The organism is Pedobacter westerhofensis (assembly GCF_900182595.1).
Taxonomy (GTDB): domain Bacteria; phylum Bacteroidota; class Bacteroidia; order Sphingobacteriales; family Sphingobacteriaceae; genus Pedobacter; species Pedobacter westerhofensis.
On the sequence record NZ_FXTN01000002.1, the window covers coordinates 618662 to 635763 of the forward strand.

Genomic DNA, 17102 nt, shown 5'->3' on the forward strand with positions numbered 1-17102 from the left:
ATTAAATCTTAAGGCGTACTGCTGATAAACAGTTAATTATTGCCAATTTCGTTTTATGAAGTGGCTTTCAAACCGATACGCTTATCCGCTGGTGATCTTTGCGATTTTGCTGAGCACTGCCTTGCAGGTGGCCTGGCTGCACCAGCTTTTTCTTGCACAGCGTGAACAGGTGAAGATTGACCTGGAAAAAATGGCTGCTGATGCAGCAAAAGTATGCAGCTTTATGAGCCTGGTGCCGGGCCATGAAGGGAACGCTAACTTTAAGCAGTTTTTTCTATCCCCGGAATGGACGCAGTTTAAACAGGCCTATACCAATATGCGTTTTAACCAGATTGGCAGCCGTTTTAATGATCAGTACCGTGGAGACAGTACTATTGTGGACATCAGCCTGCGCTTTCACAATGGCAAACTGCGGAAAAAGAGCCATAACCGGGTATCGCGCTTTGACTTTGGTGAGCCGCTGTATGTAACGCAGGCCAAAGACAGAAGAGATATGCGGCGCATGGACAGCCTGATGAAAGTAGCAATCGCCAAAATAGGGTTCCGGTTAACTGCTTACAATGCGATCAGGGATTATGACCACGATAAAATTACCGGGCAGCTGACGGAAGAGGTGCTGAGAAACGCAGCCTTTGTGAGTCAGCAGTATGCCTACAACCTTAAATTTTTCCATACCTTCCAGCTGGTAGTGCCGTCAATCGATGGACTTGTTTTATACCGGATGCGATATTACCTGATTTCTTCTGTGATGATGCTGTTGCTTACTGGTGCAGTATTTATGTTTATCCTGCGGCTGATGCATAACCAGCGCCTCTATGCACAGGCAAGGCTGGCTTTTACGAGCAATATGACCCATGAGCTGAAGACACCGGTGGCCACTGTTGCCATTGCCCTGGAATCGATTATCGAAAATAAACTTGAAAATGATCCGGTCACGTTAAGAAAATACCTGGACATTAGCCGCAGCGAGTTAAAGCGGCTGAACCTGATGATTGATAAAGTGCTGAACATTGAACAGCTGGATAACGGGCAGGAACGGCTCCGTACAGAGCTCTTTGACGTCCAATTGTGCTTAAAGGAGGTATTCGCTTCTATGCAGCTGCAATTGCAGAATGCCTCGGCATCGCTGAATTGGCATCCCCTGGAGGAACCTTGTTTTGTGAGCGGCGACCCGGTGCACCTGGCCAACGTGTTTTACAACCTGATTGAAAATGCAATAAAATATGGGGGTAAAGGTATAGTGCTGGACATCAGCTGCCACATGATGAACGGAGAATTACTGATTAGTTTTAAAGACAATGGCCCGGGCATTCTTGTGATCTACCAGAACCAGATTTTCGACCGCTATTTCAGGGTGCCTGCCGGTACCGCAGATATCCATAACGTGAAAGGGACAGGCCTGGGCTTGAATTATGTAAAACAGGTAGTTGAGAAACATGGCGGCAGGATTACGCTGCACAGTGAGCCGGGATCCGGCAGCAATTTTATCATTTACTTACCTGCCATATCTTATGAGCTATAAAATATTGTATGCCGAAGACGAGCCCTTTCTGGCGCAGATCGTTTGTGATAACATGAGCGGTAAAGGCTACGATGTTTTTCTGGCTGCTGACGGGATGAAGGCACTGGAGCTGTTCAATGAGGTGAAGCCCGATCTCTGCCTGCTGGATATCATGATGCCACTGAAGGACGGTTATATGCTGGCAGAAGATATCAGGCGCCTTGATGCAGGAATTCCCATTATCTTTCTGAGCGCCAAGTCGCTGGATGAAGATGTAGTGAAAGGTTTTAAAACCGGTGGCAACGATTATCTGAAAAAGCCGTTCAGCATTGTGGAGCTGATGGTGCGTATAGAAGCACTGCTGATCCGTTTTGGCAAAGGACCGGACCAGCCTGCGCAGGCAAGGGTGTTTGAATTTGGTCATTGCAGACTGGATACCGTGAACCAGCAACTGAAAACCAGTACCGCTGTATACGATCTGTCTTACAAGGAGGCAGCCTTGCTTTCGCTCTTACTGCAGCACAAAAATGATGTGCTGGAACGGCAGGAGGCGCTGCTCAAAATTTGGGGAGACGATAACATCTATAATGCAAACAGTATGAATGTTTTTATCACCCATCTGCGGAGGATGCTGAAAGACGAAGAAGGTATACAGATCATGAGCATCAGAAGCGTGGGTTACAAACTGCTCTGCTGAACGTAAATTACTCCTGGCGCAGAGCCAAAATATTATTTAGAATTGTTCAATGTTATTTATATTTTTATATCAAATAAAAATCTAAAGACAATGAAATTAAAAGTGAACTCAATTCTTGCGCTGATAGCGATAGTCGGCCTCTCAGCCTTTACCAATGGTGTTAAGCCAGTTACTTACACTGTTGATGCAGCCAAATCTTCAATCACCTGGGCAGCTAAAAAAGTTACCGGCGCCCACAATGGTACTGTTGCGTTAAAATCAGGATCGCTGATCGTGGATGGTAAAAGTGTAAAAGGTGGTTCATTTGTGATTGATATGACCACTATTAAAGATGCTGATGGAAGTGCGAAGCTGGAAGGCCACCTGAAAGCTGATGATTTTTTTGGTACTGAGAAGTTCCCTACATCAACTTTCGTGATCACTAAGGTTGCAGGCGCAGGTGCTAATTTCATCGTTTCCGGTAACCTGACGCTTAAAGGTATTACCAAACCGCTAACTTTTCCGGCAACTGTATCCGTAAATGCTGACGGTACTGTTTCTGCACTTGCAGGCAAGATCATTGTTGACCGCACAAAATATGATATCAAATATGGTTCAAAATCATTTTTTGATACAATTGGCGACAAAGCTATTGACGACAATTTTGAAATTGGCGTAAAGCTGGTAGCCGCAAAATAATTTTTCCTGCAAGGGATAAAGAGGGCTTGCTCATATGGGCAGGCCCTTAATGATCGCATACTCATGAAAATAGTTTCTGTGTCCACCCCTTTAACACCGGAAAATCTGATATGATAGATAATGAATCCCCTTATGCTTTTTCAATAAGCGATCACGATAACAAGAAATTTGAGCAGGAAACGCCCGTAAGGCTGTTTCACAACAGGATTTTGTTTGTAAGGCAGGGCTCTGGTGTGCTGACGATAGACGATTTTGAGTTCAGTATTGCTGCAAACCAGATTTTCCTGATGGCCACAGACCAGATTCTCCATATCGCAGCTGGTTCGGTTATCAGCGGTTACGAACTAAATTTTGACGAGTTCTTTTGGGAAAAAGCCCCGGCAAGTGCCAGTAACTGCAAATCGGTGCTTTTTGATAATGCTGCAGTAAATCAGCTGCTTCCGCTCGGTACAAGTGATTACCAGGAGATCGAGCCAATGTTTACTGCGCTGTGGGCTGAAGAACAAAAGCCTGATTATATCAATAAAGCTGATGTGTTGGCGGCCTACCTTAAAATTATGATGATCAAAATAGCCAACGTTACTGCCGCCTTAAAAGAAGGATTTGATGGTTATGAATATCAGCAGTACCGGCAGTTCTATGATTTGATCAGTAAGGATTTTATGGTATCGCACGAAGTAGATTATTATGCTGCGCTGCTGAACATCTCAGCAAGAAAACTGACAACACTGTGCAAACGATACAGCGGTAAAGGTGCAAAAGACCTGATCAACAGGCAGCTGATGATGGAAGCCAAACGGTTTCTGCAATTCTCTTCCAATCCTGTGAAAGACATAGCCTACCAGCTCCGGTTCTCTACGCCAGAACAATTCAGCCATTTCTTTAAAAAGAATGCCTCCCAGTCTCCGCAGCATTACAGGAGCAGACTGGTAAAAACTGACATGTGATCGTCCTTTATTGACATTCCCGGGAATACCCGATCGGGCTAAGTTTGTATAAAAATATACATATGTCAGTAAGTAAATTAAAATCTCTGGCGGGGATCACTATTCCCGACAGTGCAATAGCTACCCAGGCTACAGAATTGCTTTTAACGCACGGTACAGAATTTATCTACAATCATTCGCTCCGTGTATTCCTGTTCGGCTCTCTCAACGGACAACGCAACAAAAGGGATTACGATCCGGAGCTGCTGTACGTAAGCGCAATGTTTCACGATCTTGGCTTAACGCCGCATTACAGCAGTGCTGATCTGCGCTTTGAGGTGGACGGGGCCAACGCTGCCCGCGATTTTCTAAAAGGACATGGCCTGCCAAAAGAGTCGCTGCAACTGGTATGGGACACCATCGCCCTGCACACTACGATTGGAATTGCCGAACATAAAGAACCCGAAGTGGCGCTGCTGTATGCAGGGGTAGGGCTTGATGTGATGGGGGAGGACTATGAAAACCTGAGCGATGCCCACCGTGAAGAAATTATTGCGGCCTACCCGAGGAACGACTTTAAGAACAAAATTATCCCAACGTTTTTCGGTGGTTTTGAACACAAAACAGAAACTACATTTGGCAATATCAAGGCTGATGTATGTGCATTTATGATTCCAAACTTTCACCGTAAGAATTTCTGCGATTGCATCCTCCACTCTCCATGGAGTGAATAATCCCGGATATGATGTGATGAAAACAGCCGCATCCCTTAAACTGAACTGATTGAGGTTAAGGATGCGGCCGTTATTTCCAGGCCCTGCCTGATTTTTGTATGCAGTAGGATCTTATTCAGACTTTACTGTGGTACTTAGGTTATCCAGCTCTTCAAGCTGATCATCAGTAAACTGAACATCCAGTGTGGCCATATTTTCCTCCAAATGTTTTACACTGGAAGTGCCCGGGATGAGCAGGATGTTTTCTGAACGGTGCAGCAGCCAGCTTAGTGCCACCTGATGTACGGTTGCGCCAACTTTTTCCGAAATTTTTTGCAGTTTTTCCAGTGCTGCCACATTGCCGGCATTGAGCGGGTTCCATGGAATAAAGGCTATACCCTGTTCTGCGGTGTAATCAAGTACAGACTCCCAGTCGCGGTTGTCTACGCTATATTTATTCTGTACCGAAACAACATCAAAAAATTCCTGCGCATGTTTGATCTGGTCAACAGTAACTTCTGATAAACCGATATGCCGTATCTTTCCTTCCTGCTGTGCCTGTTTTAGAAACGCGAAGGTTTCTTCTGCCGGTACTTTAGCATCTATCCTGTGGAGCTGGTAGAGGTCGATACGCTCCAGTTTTAAACGTTTCAGGCTGCCCTCAAGAACTTCTTTCAGATGTTTGGGGTCTCCATTGGGTGTCCATTGGTTTGGCCCTGAGCGCATAAAGCCGCCCTTGGTTGCGATGACCAGATCATCAGCATAGGGGAATAGTGCTTCAGCAATTAATTCTTCAGACACATCCGGCCCATAGCTGTCTGCTGTATCAATAAAATTAATACCAAGTTCTGCTGTCCGTTTAAGTACACGGATGGCTTCTTCTCTGTCTGCGGGCGGTCCCCATATTCCTTTTCCGGTGATACGCATAGCACCATATCCCATTCTTTTGATGCGGAGATCCCCGCCAATTGTGAAGGTTGTATTATAAGTAGTACTCATGGTAATATGTTTAGTAAGTTCAATGCTAAGGACGTGTTTCCGGTATAAATTGTTTGGATTTTAAAGAGAATTATTTTGTGACATATCAGATTATTGCAATGTTGTGAAAATAGAGTATTCTACTGCGAGATTTGTGTTCCCGGCTCGTTCTTTACTGACCTAAAAGCGTTTCCGCGATTTTTTTTGCGGATTGCAGTGCTTCTGGATTTTTGGTTATACCGGCAGTTACTGTGGCACCTTCAATCAATAAAAAGATGGTTTCATTAAGCATTTCCAGATTCTGTAAAAGCTCATTTTTTGGATTAATTTCTAGCAGTAACTGATGAATATACTCCTTTAGCCGGCTTTTCTGATGGTCTATCAGTTCGAATGCTGCGAGATCGTCATTGGGTAATTCCGCACCTACTTTAATAAAGCGGCAGCCACCAAAATTAAATTTCAGCTGTCTGGAGATACGGTGATCGAAGAGCGCCAGTAATTTTTTCTTTGGATTTTTAATATGTCCAACAAACGCTTCCAATTCCTCAAACCAGATATCTTCTGCACGCTGAATATATGAAGTGAGGAGATCTCTTTTTGAGGGGAAGTGGTTGTACAGCGAAGCCCTGGCTATCTCCGCTTCCTCAATGATTTGATTGATGCCAGTAGAGTTATAACCTTGCTCATAAAATAACCTTGATGCCACATCAAGTATTCTGTTTTTTGCTGCTGATTCTTTCATCACACAAATATAATGATAAAACTCCCTGAGTACTTGATTCAGGGAGGGGTTGTCAGTTAATTCAATGGATTTCCATTATGCATTTCCTCGCTCGCTTTTTTTACAAAGATGGTGCCGCTCACTAAGCGGTCACCAAAAACTTCGGTTAAGCTGTCAGTTTCGCGGCCTTTGGTAACCGGAAGTTTAACAGCTTTTCCATGAAGGTCCTGCACAAGGAAGACCCCCTCCGCAGAGTTTACAACAGCGGTTTTTGGCACGATAAATGATTTGCTGCCACCACTAAATGCGATGGTAGCTTCGGCAACCATCCCGGGAGACAATTTGAGGTTAGTGTTGGAAACATCCAGTTCGATATGTTCTGAGCGGAGCTGACTGTCCATAACACCAGACCTGCGTGCAATTTTAGCCGAGAATTGCTCATTTGGGTAAGCTTTTACTGTAAATCTGACCATATCGTTCAGTTTGATATAATTTTTGTACGCTTCAGGGACCGAAATCACCAGTCTCAGATGGCTGAGCTCCTGCAGGGTAAAAATTGGAAGTTCGGCACCTTTGCCGGAAGAACCGATGTAAGCGCCGAGATTTACATTTCTGGCACTGATGACGCCGGCAAAAGGAGCCCGTATGGTAAGGTAGGCCCGGATCGTACTGCTGGCCACAAAATCGGCCTTGGCGGCCTGCAGCTGTGCAAGGTCTGAATTTCTTTTTGCAGCTGCGATATCTACATCATTTTTGGAGATTGTACCCGGGGTTTTACTGGTTTCTATAATACGCTTGTAGGTGGCGTCGCTCGACTGGAATATTGCTTGCTGCGATCTGTACTTGGATTCTGCTGCGGCTACCTGGGCAACCAGCTCAGGCGCTTCAAGGCTGGCCAGTAACTGTCCGGCTTTTACATTTGAACCCACATCGGCATTGAGGTTTTTTACATAGCTGCTTACTTTCGCAAAGATATCAACCTGTTTATAGGCGATAAGTTCTGCAGGGATCTTTAAACTGGAGGGCATACTATCCCGGCTGAGCACAAAAGTTGGTACCGGTGCCGGTTGTATTGCTTTGGTGTCTTCCATCTCATCAGATGGCGCAGCGCAGCCAGCAATCAGTGTGAGCAGCAATCCGAGACAGATCATCGATATTTTTGGGGTGTTTATGGTTTTCATATTAATGGGTTAATGAGTTTAAAAATTTAGCGCTTTCGGGATCATTTGCTTCCAGTGAGACAGATTGTAGAGAAGCTTTTTCCTGTCCCCAGGCAAACACAAGCGGCAGAATAAACAGCGCTGCAAATGTTGAAGCGATCAGCCCTCCAACAACTGCGCGGCCCAGAGGAGACGTCTGGTCGCCCGCTTCGCCCAATCCGCTGGCCATCGGCAACATCCCTGCTGTCATTGCCAGGGCGGTCATCAAAATTGGACGTAAACGCAGTGCTGCAGCTTCACGTGCAGACTGCAGGGCATTGCCGTTTTCCAGCCTGTGCTGTTCTGCATTGGTGACCAGCAGGACTGCATTTGAAATGGATACACCTACCGACATGATGATACCCATGTATGATTGCAGGTTAAGCGTTGAGCCAGTAAGCAGCAACATTGCAAGAGAGCCTACTACCACGGCAGGAACGGTTGCAAGGATGACTGCCGAAACCCGGAAGGACTGGAAGTTAGCAGCGAGCATCAGAAAGATTACGACGATCGCAACCAGCAAACCACTTTGGAGACTGAACAGGGTTTCCGTAAGCGTCTGGCTCAAACCCACACGTTCAACCGTAAGACCCCTCGGCAGTTCGCCAAGTTGATCAATCGCTTTCTGAACATCGGCCGACGCCGCACCCAAGTCTTTCTCATTTAAATTTGCTGTAACAGACAGGATAGGCAGGGCACCGAGGTTATCATTTTCGCCATAAGTGGTATCGGGCTTGATTGTGGCCACATCAGACAATACAGGCCTGTTTTCATTTTTTAGGAGCGGGATTTCGCCGATATCGTTGAGGCTGCTCATCTGATTTTCGGGGACCTGAACCTGCACATTGTAACTATTTCCGGTCTTCTCATCTACCCAAATGTTTTTATCGGTATAGCGTGAAGAGGATGTTGATGCCGTTAAGGAACGGGTGATATCATCCATATCCACGCCAAGCTGTGAAGCGCGTACCCGATCCACCTCAATAGCGACAGAGGGATATTTGGTAGACTGGCCCATTTGTATGTCGCGCAGGTAACTGATCTTTTTCAGCTCTGCGGTTAGCTTAATTGCATATTGTTCGTTGAGTTTTTTATTACGTCCGGAAAACCTTACTTCGATTGGAGTGGGCGAACCCTGACTTAATATTTTATCCGTGAGTTCTATCGGTTCAAATGATAGTTTTACATCAGCCATGGAAGCATTCACCTGGTTTCTGATGTTTTCCTTCAGGGCGTCAAGATTGGTTTTGTAACCGTCTTTAAAGGCGACTTGCAATACGGCTTCCTGCGGGCCGGCCATCCACAAAAAGATGGGGTTTGTAGAAAATAAAGAGGGGTGCTGCCCGATATAGGCAGACGTTACTTCGATATTTTCCTTACCTACAATCTTTTTTACAATCTCAATGGTCTTCAGGGTTTTTTCTTCTGTTCTTTCGATGCGTGTACCGTCGCTGGCCCTGATCCGTACCTGGAACTGACTGCCATTTACCTTGGGCAGCACATCTTTACCAACCAGGAAAAGGAGGAATGCACCCAGTGCAACGGTTCCTGCCAGATAAAAGATCACTATGGGTTTTCGATAAGGCATCATGCGGTCCATAAAGCGGAGAAAACGCAGTCTTAATTTGTCAAATCTGCTGAGTTGAGCTGCTGGTGCAGGCTGTTGCAGTTTATCAAAGGTATGCGCAGATTGATGCGGATGGTCTTTCATGATCCAGTTGGCCATCACAGGCACAAAAGTCTGGGCCAGGAAATATGAAACGATCATACTGAAACCTATAGCAAGGGCAAGGGGAAGGAACAGTGATCCGGGAATGCCGCCCATCGTAAAGGCAGGCGCAAAAACAGCAAGGATACAGAACAGGATCAGCAGTTTTGGAAAGGCGATTTCCTTACATGCATCCCAGATCGCCAGCCGCTTTGGCTTGCCCATATCCAGGTGCTGGTGTATGTTTTCTATCGTGACGGTACTTTCATCTACCAAGATGCCAATGGCCAGTGCAAGACCGCTTAAGGTCATGATATTGATCGTTTGTCCAAACAGGCTTAAAAACAATACCCCGGAAATGATCGATGTTGGAATGGTGAGGATCACAATGATCGCCCCGCGGGGATCACCAAGAAACAGTAAAACCATTAATCCCGTAAGCACGGCACCAATCACACCTTCTGTGATTAAACTTTTCACAGAATTGATCACGTAAACCGACTGATCAAAGGCGTAAGTTAACTGTACGTCGGCAGGCAATTGCGCCTGCATTTTAGGTAGTGCATTTTTTAGGCGCTGCACAACTTCCCATGTAGACGCATCAGCATTTTTAGCAATACTAAGGTAAACAGAGCGCTTACCGTTCACAAGCGCATAACCAACCGTAATATCGGCCGCATCTTCAATAGTTGCAATATCCCTGAGGTAAAGACTTTTTACACCGCCCTTGTAGAGGGGTATGTTGCCAAAGTCGATAATCTTGTGAATGGTAGAATTTGTGGGGGTGATATAGTTTTTGTCGCCTATACGTACATTTCCCGAAGGACTGGTCTGGTTATTTACCCTGAGCGCGGCAACTACCTGATCGGGGGTAAGATTGTGTGCCCGCAGGGATGCCGGATCTACCTTGATCACTACTGTACGGATATTTCCACCAAAAGGCGGCGGCGACAGCAGGCCGGGGATGGTAGTAAATGCAGAACGCACATAAACATTGGCCAGATCTGCCAGTTCATTGTTGCTTCTGCTGGCGCTGCTGATGATCACCTGCCCAACGGGTAATGTGGAAGCGTCAAAACGGATGATAAAGGGAGGGTTGGACCCGTTTGGAAAAAGCGCCTGCGCACGGTTACTTGCTGCGGAAGTTTCTGCAGCCGCCGTAGCCATATTTGTACCCGGATAAAATGTAAGCTTTAAAAGGGATAAGCCCTGAATGTTTTTTGTTTCGATGCTTTTTACACCATTTACATACAGCAGGGTGTTGATGTAAGGCTTGGCAAAAAATGTTTCCATCTGGTTTGGCGTATAACCGCCAAAAGGGTGTGCGATATACAAAACCGGCAGTTCCAGTTTTGGAAATATATCCACCTTGATAGAGCGTATTGCGTTGATCCCAAAAAATAGCAGCGACGCTACCAGCACCATGATGGTGATGGGTTTTCTTAAGGCGAACAGGATTAAGTTCATAATGATGTAGATTAAAAAAATGGATGATTACAGGTTTTTATAGAAGGTGGAAAAATCGCCGCTTGAGGCTGCCTTTAATAATAAAGCCTGCCAAACGTTGTTAAAAGCAATGTCACGATCTGTTTCTGCTCGTACCAGGGCATATAGCGCCTGGGTTACATCTACGAGACTGGTTAGGCCGTTGCGGTACAGTATTTCCTTTTGGTGGTATGCATCTGTTGCCGCTTTTACCTGAAAGGGCGTTTCGTAATAATCAGCAATGGCATTCTTTATTCTCTTCTCAGACAGGTCCAGTTGGGCGGTCAGCTGCTGTCGGGTTAAATTCATCTCGTCCTTTAATCCTTCAGTGCTGAGCCGCTGTGCTTTCACCTGCTGTTTGATCCGAAGTGGCTGTATGATATTCCAGGTTACGCCAAGGGCGACCAGGTAGTTTGACCGGTCTGGTTTGATACCCTGCCATAAGTTGCCGGTATAGTTATTTTGATTGCTTGCATAGGAATTGCTGAACCCTGATCCCCTTGTTTGCAGTACTCCACCGAGCGAAAACGTAGGGTAATTTAAGGTATGATAATACTTTGCCTGTTCTTCACTGACCGATATTCTGCTTTTATAATACTGCAGAACCGGATGTTGAGGGGAAACAGAATCGGGAGATGAAGGAATTGCTGCCGGTAAGCGGGAGATGAAGAAAGTATCTATATTTAGCTTTTGCGGATTTATTCCCAGAAACTGAATCAGGTTTTTTGATTGTTCATCTTCAGCATTCATCATCTTCATTAAGGTGCTTTTTGCATTGGACACTTCAGCGTTTGCCTGCGAGGAGTCTACACCGGCCACCAGATCGTGCTTTGCCTTGAGGACAATGATATTTCTGAGGGTATCGGCTCTGTCCAGGTTTTTCTGATAGGAAGCTGTCAGGCGCTGGGCAGCCAGCAAATTAAGGTATGCGGCCGATACCCGGATTTCGTGCTGAAAGATCTCCTGCTGCGTATCGTTGTTATCCCGGCTGGCTACCATTTGAGCGGTTTTGATCCGCTCTTTTGATCTTCCGAAAGAGAAGAAATCCCAGTTGATATTGGTCAGATAAAGTGCGCCAAATGCAGCGTTCCAGTTCTGCTGTGCAAGCGCGGGGCCTGAGGAGGTAAAACCCGGTGATCCAAAAGCATAGGAGGGGCCATTCTGACCGCTAACCGTGCCGTAATCGGTCTGTGCGGAAAGGTTCACATTCGGCAAATAATCCAGTCGCGACTGCTGTACGCTGGCTTTTGATGCAGCAGCATACTTTTCCTTCGCCTTAATGGTTCCGTAGTTTTCAATTGAGATTTTTAAGGCTTCTTTCAGTGAGAGGTTCTGCTGTGCGCTTGCACTTCCCGGCAGAAACCAGAGGCAGATTAATCCAGCCGCTAAAAACCTGGCCAGGGCATTTGCCCTGATTTGATCGTTCATGGTCGTTTTCATTGCATATGAATTAGTATTAGACAGAAGCCATAATATGATAGACAAGTCTGTCTTGTTTTGGCAAAGGTAGAAATAAATATAAGGTAGACAAGTCTGTATATTGAATTAGCGATTTAATTACATTTCTGTAGGATTAAAGGTCTTTTTAAAGATTAAAATGACAGTGGTATTAATATTCTTAAAAACAATTTGATTCTATTTGTTTTTTATAACGATCATTATATAATTATGGAATCAAAAGCAAAATCAATGTGGAAGGGCAGCTGGAAGCAGGGTACAGGAACTATTTCTACGGACAGTAAAGTTCTGGACGAACAGCCCTATACCTATGCTACACGTTTTGAAGATCCGAAGGGTGCAGGTCCGGAAGAATTACTTGCCGCTGCCCATGCGGGTTGTATCAATCAGGCGCTGTCCAATATTTTTGGGCAAAAAGGGTATCTCACAGAATCAATTGACACGACAGTAAGTATTAAACTTGGAAGAGATGACAGGGAAAAGTTACAGATCAAAGCTTCTCATATTACGTCAAAAATAAAAGTTGATGGAGTAAGCGATGCCGAGTTTGCTGAGCTGGCTGAAATTGCTAAAGCAGGCTGTACCATTTCAAGGGCTTTAAATATAGAAATCATACTCAACGCAATTAAAATCTAACGGGACAACTTCTTCACTTACATAAAAAAATTATGACAACTATCATCTCACCGCTTCAGATTAAAGCGGTAAATGCCGGCTACTGGCGGGTAACGATCAACAATCCACCACTGAATGTGATGGACCCCGAGCTATTCGCAGCATTCAGGTTATTACTGGACAAAATGAATAACGATAAAGACTTAAAGGTTGTAGTGCTTGAAAGCGGGAACCCCGACCACTTTATTGCGCATCTGGATTCCAGTCGTTCATCAGAAATCCCTGATATTCCTGGCGCCGCAAGCATTGTTGAGGACTGGGCCAACCTGGTTCTTGGATTTGCCAACTCGCCGGTAGTTACTATCGCTTTGATCAGGGAACGTGTACGCGGCATTGGGCAGGAATTTATTCTGGCACTGGATATGAGATTCGCAAGTGCGGAACGCGCTGTGTTTGCCCAATCAGAAATTGGGTTCAGTATTGTGCCGGGCGGTGGTGCCTTGGAATGGATGCCAAGGCTTATCGGCAGGTCGCGCACGCTGGAGCTGGTCCTGGGTGGTGATACCATTGATGCAAAAACTGCGGAAATGTATGGCTTAATCAACCGGGCTCTACCGGAAAATAATCTGGAAGCATTTGTAGAGCACCTTGCACTACGCATTGCAGGATTCAGCAAAGAAGCTATAGCTGATAACAAAGCCCTGATTAATAAGCGCAGTGGCTTGCCCCTGGCAGCAGAATTCCATGAATCATTTGCGGCGATCAATACGGCACTGGCCCGTCCGGAAGCCTTAGAACGGATCGGTATCCTGCGCGACCGCGGTTATGGCAAGCCCAGTCAGCTGGAATTGGATCTTCCCCGGATCATCGGCACCCTGGGCTATGAACTGGCAGGCAGGAAATTACAATGAATAAAAGGGGCGTCCAACAAAATCCTGGACGCCCCTTTTATTCAGATTAAAATTTGTTCAAACGTGTGATCAGGGGTGGTCCTGCAAGTTTTCCTTGTATCCCGGCCATGAAATGCTTTGTATAGTCTGCCGCAAGATGAACATCGAACATTTCCTGAGAGCTGAAAATCTCAAAGATAATCAAAGTGTTTGGCTGATCCTCTTTTGATGTTTGGTAAAAAGCTTCACATCCGGGTTCCAGCAGTGATGGTGCAATTGTAGCTGTTGATAGTTCTTTCACTTCTTCCAGAAACTCTGGCAACACTGGTATCTCTGCCAGTAGGATTACTTTCGAATTTTTCATGATATGATTTTTGTATTAATATTCAAACAGGTGTTTTGTACTGCAATAGCTATTCAGCAAATTTCATCAAACAGATGTTGCAGGTCATTCACCCGTGTTAAGTAATACAACTGCTATGAATATTTTATATGGCATCCAGAAAGACCTTCACATGCTCGTTAAAGAGAACCGGCATCTGATTCTGGGGACTGTGGTTTGTATCCGGATAAATAATCAGCTGTGCATCAGGGAGGTGCTGTTTAAGTATGTATGCGTTCACTGGCGGACAAATGATATCTTTGTCGCCATGCAGCACAAGCACCGGTTGTGTAATTGCACTCAGGTAGGTGTAATTCTCTGCCGGCATTTTTCCCCATCCGAATATCGCAGATAGTTGTGCAGGAACCACTGTGGCCGCCAGCTCAGGTTCTTTATTTACCCTGGCCCGTATGCGTGAAAGATATGCCCGGCCTGCTTTCTGACTGGATGCTGAGGTGGTAAAGAAAGTATCCAGCAATAGCTCGTCTGCATGTTCATATTTCTTTTTGAACATGGCCCAGACTTCTGGTGTATAATCCTGCATACCTTCGCCACCGCGGGGACCTGTTCCTACCAGGATCAGACGCCGGATCAACTCTGGTTCGTCCAGCGTAACCTGCTGTGCAACCATACCTCCGATGGAGAAACCAAACAGATCAATTTTTTTAAGCTCCAGCGCATGAATAAAGCTTAAGGCGTCGTTAGCCATAGCTGCGATGTTATCAGGGGTCTGTCCCTCTGAAGCAGCCACACCGGCATTGTCAAAGATGATCACTTCGCGATCTGTTGCGATGGCATTAAGTACGAGCGGATCCCAGTTATCCATCGTCCCGGTAAGATAGTTTGTGAAAACAACAGGTAGTCCGTTTTTTTTACCAAAGCGGCGATAGGCAAATTTTATACCGCCAGCCGTGATAAATTGAGTTGGTGCTTTTGAAGCATTGGCGTGCGAACCGTCAGATGTTGAGGCTAATGCTGCGGTGCTGTTTAAAAAGGCTATTCCCGCTGCTGCGATAGTTCCTTGTTTGAGGAAGTTTCTTCTTTCCATGATTGATTCAAATTATGATGAGCACAAATATAAATGACCGAAAAGTCATTTATATAACAGGAGAAAGAAACTGACCTGAGATTGACATAAATGACCATTAGGTCATTTATTTCAATCTAACTGATTTGATGTACCGGCTGAATACTTAATAGCTATTGTAAAGCTGTTAAGTATACTTAATTTGTGGCCCAATTATTTTGATTCCTTTATGATAATATCTGCTACTTTACCTGGCATAGAAACAAAAGGAGTGTGACTGCTTTCAAGCGAATACGTTTTCGAAACTCTGGCCTTTTCTACCATTATGTGCTGTAGTTTAGGGCCAACGGTATGGTCATTAACGGTATAAATATATACTTTAGATACTTTACCGAAATTTGCTGCGGTTAATTTTACCGGAGTGGCAAGTGGTGCAAGTGGCTCAGGTTGAATATGATCAGCAATGTAAGTTGCAACTTCTGCCGGAGCATCCGCGGCGAATACGTCGGTTACACCCGCTTTGGCAATTGCTGCCGATCCGTTTTTCTCATCGATCTGAAGATATTTTGATACGTGGCTGTCGGCATCTGTATTGGCAAGTGCCAGCAGGCTTTCACCATTCTGTGGCAGATACGCGGCCAGATAAATCAGTTTTTGAATTTGTCCGGGGATCTCTTCAGCAACCTGGCTGATCACAAGCCCTGCCATACTATGCCCAACCAAAATGACATTTTTCCTGTTTCCAATTGCAGTTTTTACGGATTCAACATACAAATTTAGGTTAATGTTGGCAAAAGACGTAGTGTCTGATCCGTGACCTGCAAGATTTACCTCGATCACTTCATGCCCCTCGGCTTTGAGCAGTGGCGTAACCGCCTGCCATGCAGAAGCGTCAGACCATGCACCGTGAACCAGTATGATTGTTTTCGTTTTTTTGTTGGGTTGTGCAAAAGAAGTGAAGCTGAGCACTGTCATTGCGAACATGATGATTATTGATTTCATTTTATTTAATAGCTGATTGTTCAGCCTGGTCAAATGTAGGAGTAGCTTCTCACACCGATTTTAACCCAGGTTAAAATATATATATATAACTTTGTGATATGGAAGAGATGATATCAAAGGCCGAGAGAACAAGGCAGTTCATTATAGAAACAACCGCTAACCTTTTTAATAAGAAAGGATATGCGGGAACCTCTATGTCTGATTTGACAACTGCAACGGGCTTAACCAAAGGAAGTATCTATGGCAATTTCGAAAATAAGGAAGATGTAGCGCTTGCTGTATTTGATTATAATCATTCCAGAATTGTAACTGAAGTTAAAAAAAGGACAGCAACAGTTTCTTCTTTTAGAGATAAGCTTTTGGTATATGCCGATGTCTATAATCATTATACAATGCCTTACTTTCCTGAGGGAGGTTGCCCGATCTTAAATACCGCAATTGAAGCAGATGATACCAACAGCCTGTTAAAAGACAGGGCAGCAAAAGCTGTGATCAAATGGCAGAAAAGTATCCAGGAAATTATCAAATCAGGTATCACGGCAGGGGAATTTAAAAAAGACACGAATCCTCTAGAACTGGCAACTTCAATTGTGGCTTTAATTGAAGGCGGGATTATGATATCCCGCGTTACTGATGATATCAATGCCTTCCACAGGGTGATGAAAACGGTTTCTGTATTAATTGATCAGATTGCGGTGAAATAGACATTTTTCAGTCATGATTTTTCTTATGACGCTGAACAGGCTTGTTGGTCTGATAAAAAATATATTTTTATCAGATGACAGATACTTCGCTGGAAATTAATCTCTTACGCCAGGCAATGGCTGAATCCACAGGAATGGATGCAGAGACGTTCGATCTTTCGCTACCACACTGGCACCTTAAGCGCTATAAAAAGGGTGAGTTTTACAATGAATATAAAAATGTCTGTAAACACCTGGGCTTCATTATCAATGGTGTATTCCGGATTTACAGGGCCAATGAAGAAACGGGTGAAGAAAAGAACATGCTTTTTTTTTCCAAACATGGGAGTGTAAAGCGAACTGTGTCAACACCACTTCTTCCTAGGTGGAGGCGGTCAGCCTCCACCTAGGAAGAAGTCGCCGAAGGCTTTAAGTCGTT

The 17102-nt window shown here is 44.9% G+C and carries 17 protein-coding genes; 9 read left to right on the forward strand and 8 right to left on the reverse strand.

Annotated features, from left to right (window positions below; translation table 11 throughout):
- The first annotated feature begins 55 nt into the window (after positions 1 to 55).
- The 5 genes from FN831_RS05430 to FN831_RS05450 all read left to right on the forward strand — a co-directional run bounded on the left by FN831_RS05430 (position 56) and on the right by FN831_RS05450 (position 4536).
- On the forward strand, positions 56 to 1522 hold the full coding sequence (locus FN831_RS05430) for a sensor histidine kinase (RefSeq protein ID WP_142527184.1): 1467 nt from the start codon (positions 56 to 58) through the stop codon (positions 1520 to 1522).
- Positions 1512 to 2198, forward strand: coding sequence for a response regulator transcription factor (locus tag FN831_RS05435; RefSeq protein WP_142527185.1), 687 nt, complete (start codon positions 1512 to 1514; stop codon positions 2196 to 2198). The genes FN831_RS05430 and FN831_RS05435 overlap by 11 nt, the downstream gene beginning before the upstream one ends.
- A 90-nt stretch (positions 2199 to 2288) precedes the next feature.
- The gene (locus tag FN831_RS05440) at positions 2289 to 2876 is read left to right on the forward strand and encodes a YceI family protein (RefSeq protein WP_142527186.1); all 588 of its coding nucleotides are present in this window, start codon (positions 2289 to 2291) and stop codon (positions 2874 to 2876) included.
- 110 nt (positions 2877 to 2986) lie between these two features.
- Positions 2987 to 3823 (forward strand): helix-turn-helix domain-containing protein, encoded by an 837-nt coding sequence (locus FN831_RS05445; RefSeq protein ID WP_142527187.1) that lies wholly within the window; start codon positions 2987 to 2989, stop codon positions 3821 to 3823.
- Positions 3824 to 3885: 62 nt separating this feature from the next.
- Positions 3886 to 4536: an HD domain-containing protein gene (locus tag FN831_RS05450; RefSeq protein WP_142527188.1), complete on the forward strand. Its 651-nt coding sequence runs from the start codon at positions 3886 to 3888 to the stop codon at positions 4534 to 4536.
- Positions 4537 to 4647: 111 nt separating this feature from the next.
- On the opposite strand, the gene FN831_RS05455 is transcribed toward FN831_RS05450, so the two are convergent.
- From FN831_RS05455 to FN831_RS05475, 5 genes are all read right to left on the reverse strand, one after another.
- On the reverse strand, positions 4648 to 5514 hold the full coding sequence (locus tag FN831_RS05455) for an aldo/keto reductase (RefSeq protein ID WP_142527189.1): 867 nt from the start codon (positions 5512 to 5514) through the stop codon (positions 4648 to 4650).
- Positions 5515 to 5665: 151 nt separating this feature from the next.
- Entirely contained in the window at positions 5666 to 6235 is a 570-nt protein-coding gene (locus FN831_RS05460) for a TetR/AcrR family transcriptional regulator (RefSeq protein ID WP_142527190.1), read from the reverse strand.
- Positions 6236 to 6291: 56 nt separating this feature from the next.
- A complete protein-coding gene (locus FN831_RS05465) occupies positions 6292 to 7395 on the reverse strand; it encodes an efflux RND transporter periplasmic adaptor subunit (protein WP_142527191.1) in 1104 nt (367 codons plus the stop codon).
- Between the two features lies 1 nt (position 7396).
- On the reverse strand, positions 7397 to 10588 hold the full coding sequence (locus FN831_RS05470) for an efflux RND transporter permease subunit (RefSeq protein WP_142527192.1): 3192 nt from the start codon (positions 10586 to 10588) through the stop codon (positions 7397 to 7399).
- 27 nt (positions 10589 to 10615) lie between these two features.
- On the reverse strand, positions 10616 to 12046 hold the full coding sequence (locus FN831_RS05475) for a TolC family protein (RefSeq protein ID WP_246101351.1): 1431 nt from the start codon (positions 12044 to 12046) through the stop codon (positions 10616 to 10618).
- 228 nt (positions 12047 to 12274) lie between these two features.
- On the opposite strand from FN831_RS05475, the gene FN831_RS05480 reads away from it, so the two are divergent.
- Together FN831_RS05480 and FN831_RS05485 are read left to right on the forward strand one after the other, a co-directional pair.
- Complete coding sequence (locus FN831_RS05480; protein ID WP_142527193.1) at positions 12275 to 12700, forward strand: OsmC family peroxiredoxin; 426 nt, start codon at positions 12275 to 12277, stop codon at positions 12698 to 12700.
- 32 nt (positions 12701 to 12732) lie between these two features.
- On the forward strand, positions 12733 to 13590 hold the full coding sequence (locus tag FN831_RS05485; RefSeq protein ID WP_142527194.1) for an enoyl-CoA hydratase/isomerase family protein: 858 nt from the start codon (positions 12733 to 12735) through the stop codon (positions 13588 to 13590).
- A 46-nt stretch (positions 13591 to 13636) separates the two neighbouring features.
- On the opposite strand, the gene FN831_RS05490 is transcribed toward FN831_RS05485, so the two are convergent.
- The 3 genes from FN831_RS05490 to FN831_RS05500 form a co-directional block, all read right to left on the reverse strand.
- Positions 13637 to 13933 (reverse strand): putative quinol monooxygenase, encoded by a 297-nt coding sequence (locus FN831_RS05490; RefSeq protein ID WP_142527195.1) that lies wholly within the window; start codon positions 13931 to 13933, stop codon positions 13637 to 13639.
- Between the two features lie 124 nt (positions 13934 to 14057).
- On the reverse strand, positions 14058 to 14999 hold the full coding sequence (locus FN831_RS05495) for an alpha/beta fold hydrolase (RefSeq protein WP_142527196.1): 942 nt from the start codon (positions 14997 to 14999) through the stop codon (positions 14058 to 14060).
- A gap of 192 nt (positions 15000 to 15191) precedes the next feature.
- Positions 15192 to 15980, reverse strand: coding sequence for an alpha/beta fold hydrolase (locus FN831_RS05500; RefSeq protein WP_142527197.1), 789 nt, complete (start codon positions 15978 to 15980; stop codon positions 15192 to 15194).
- Positions 15981 to 16078: 98 nt separating this feature from the next.
- Between FN831_RS05500 and FN831_RS05505 the strand changes: the two genes are divergently transcribed.
- Together FN831_RS05505 and FN831_RS05510 are read left to right on the forward strand one after the other, a co-directional pair.
- Entirely contained in the window at positions 16079 to 16684 is a 606-nt protein-coding gene (locus FN831_RS05505) for a TetR/AcrR family transcriptional regulator (protein ID WP_142527198.1), read from the forward strand.
- Positions 16685 to 16758: 74 nt separating this feature from the next.
- The gene (locus tag FN831_RS05510) at positions 16759 to 17073 is read left to right on the forward strand and encodes a cyclic nucleotide-binding domain-containing protein (RefSeq protein ID WP_142527199.1); all 315 of its coding nucleotides are present in this window, start codon (positions 16759 to 16761) and stop codon (positions 17071 to 17073) included.
- Positions 17074 to 17102: the final 29 nt, after the last annotated feature.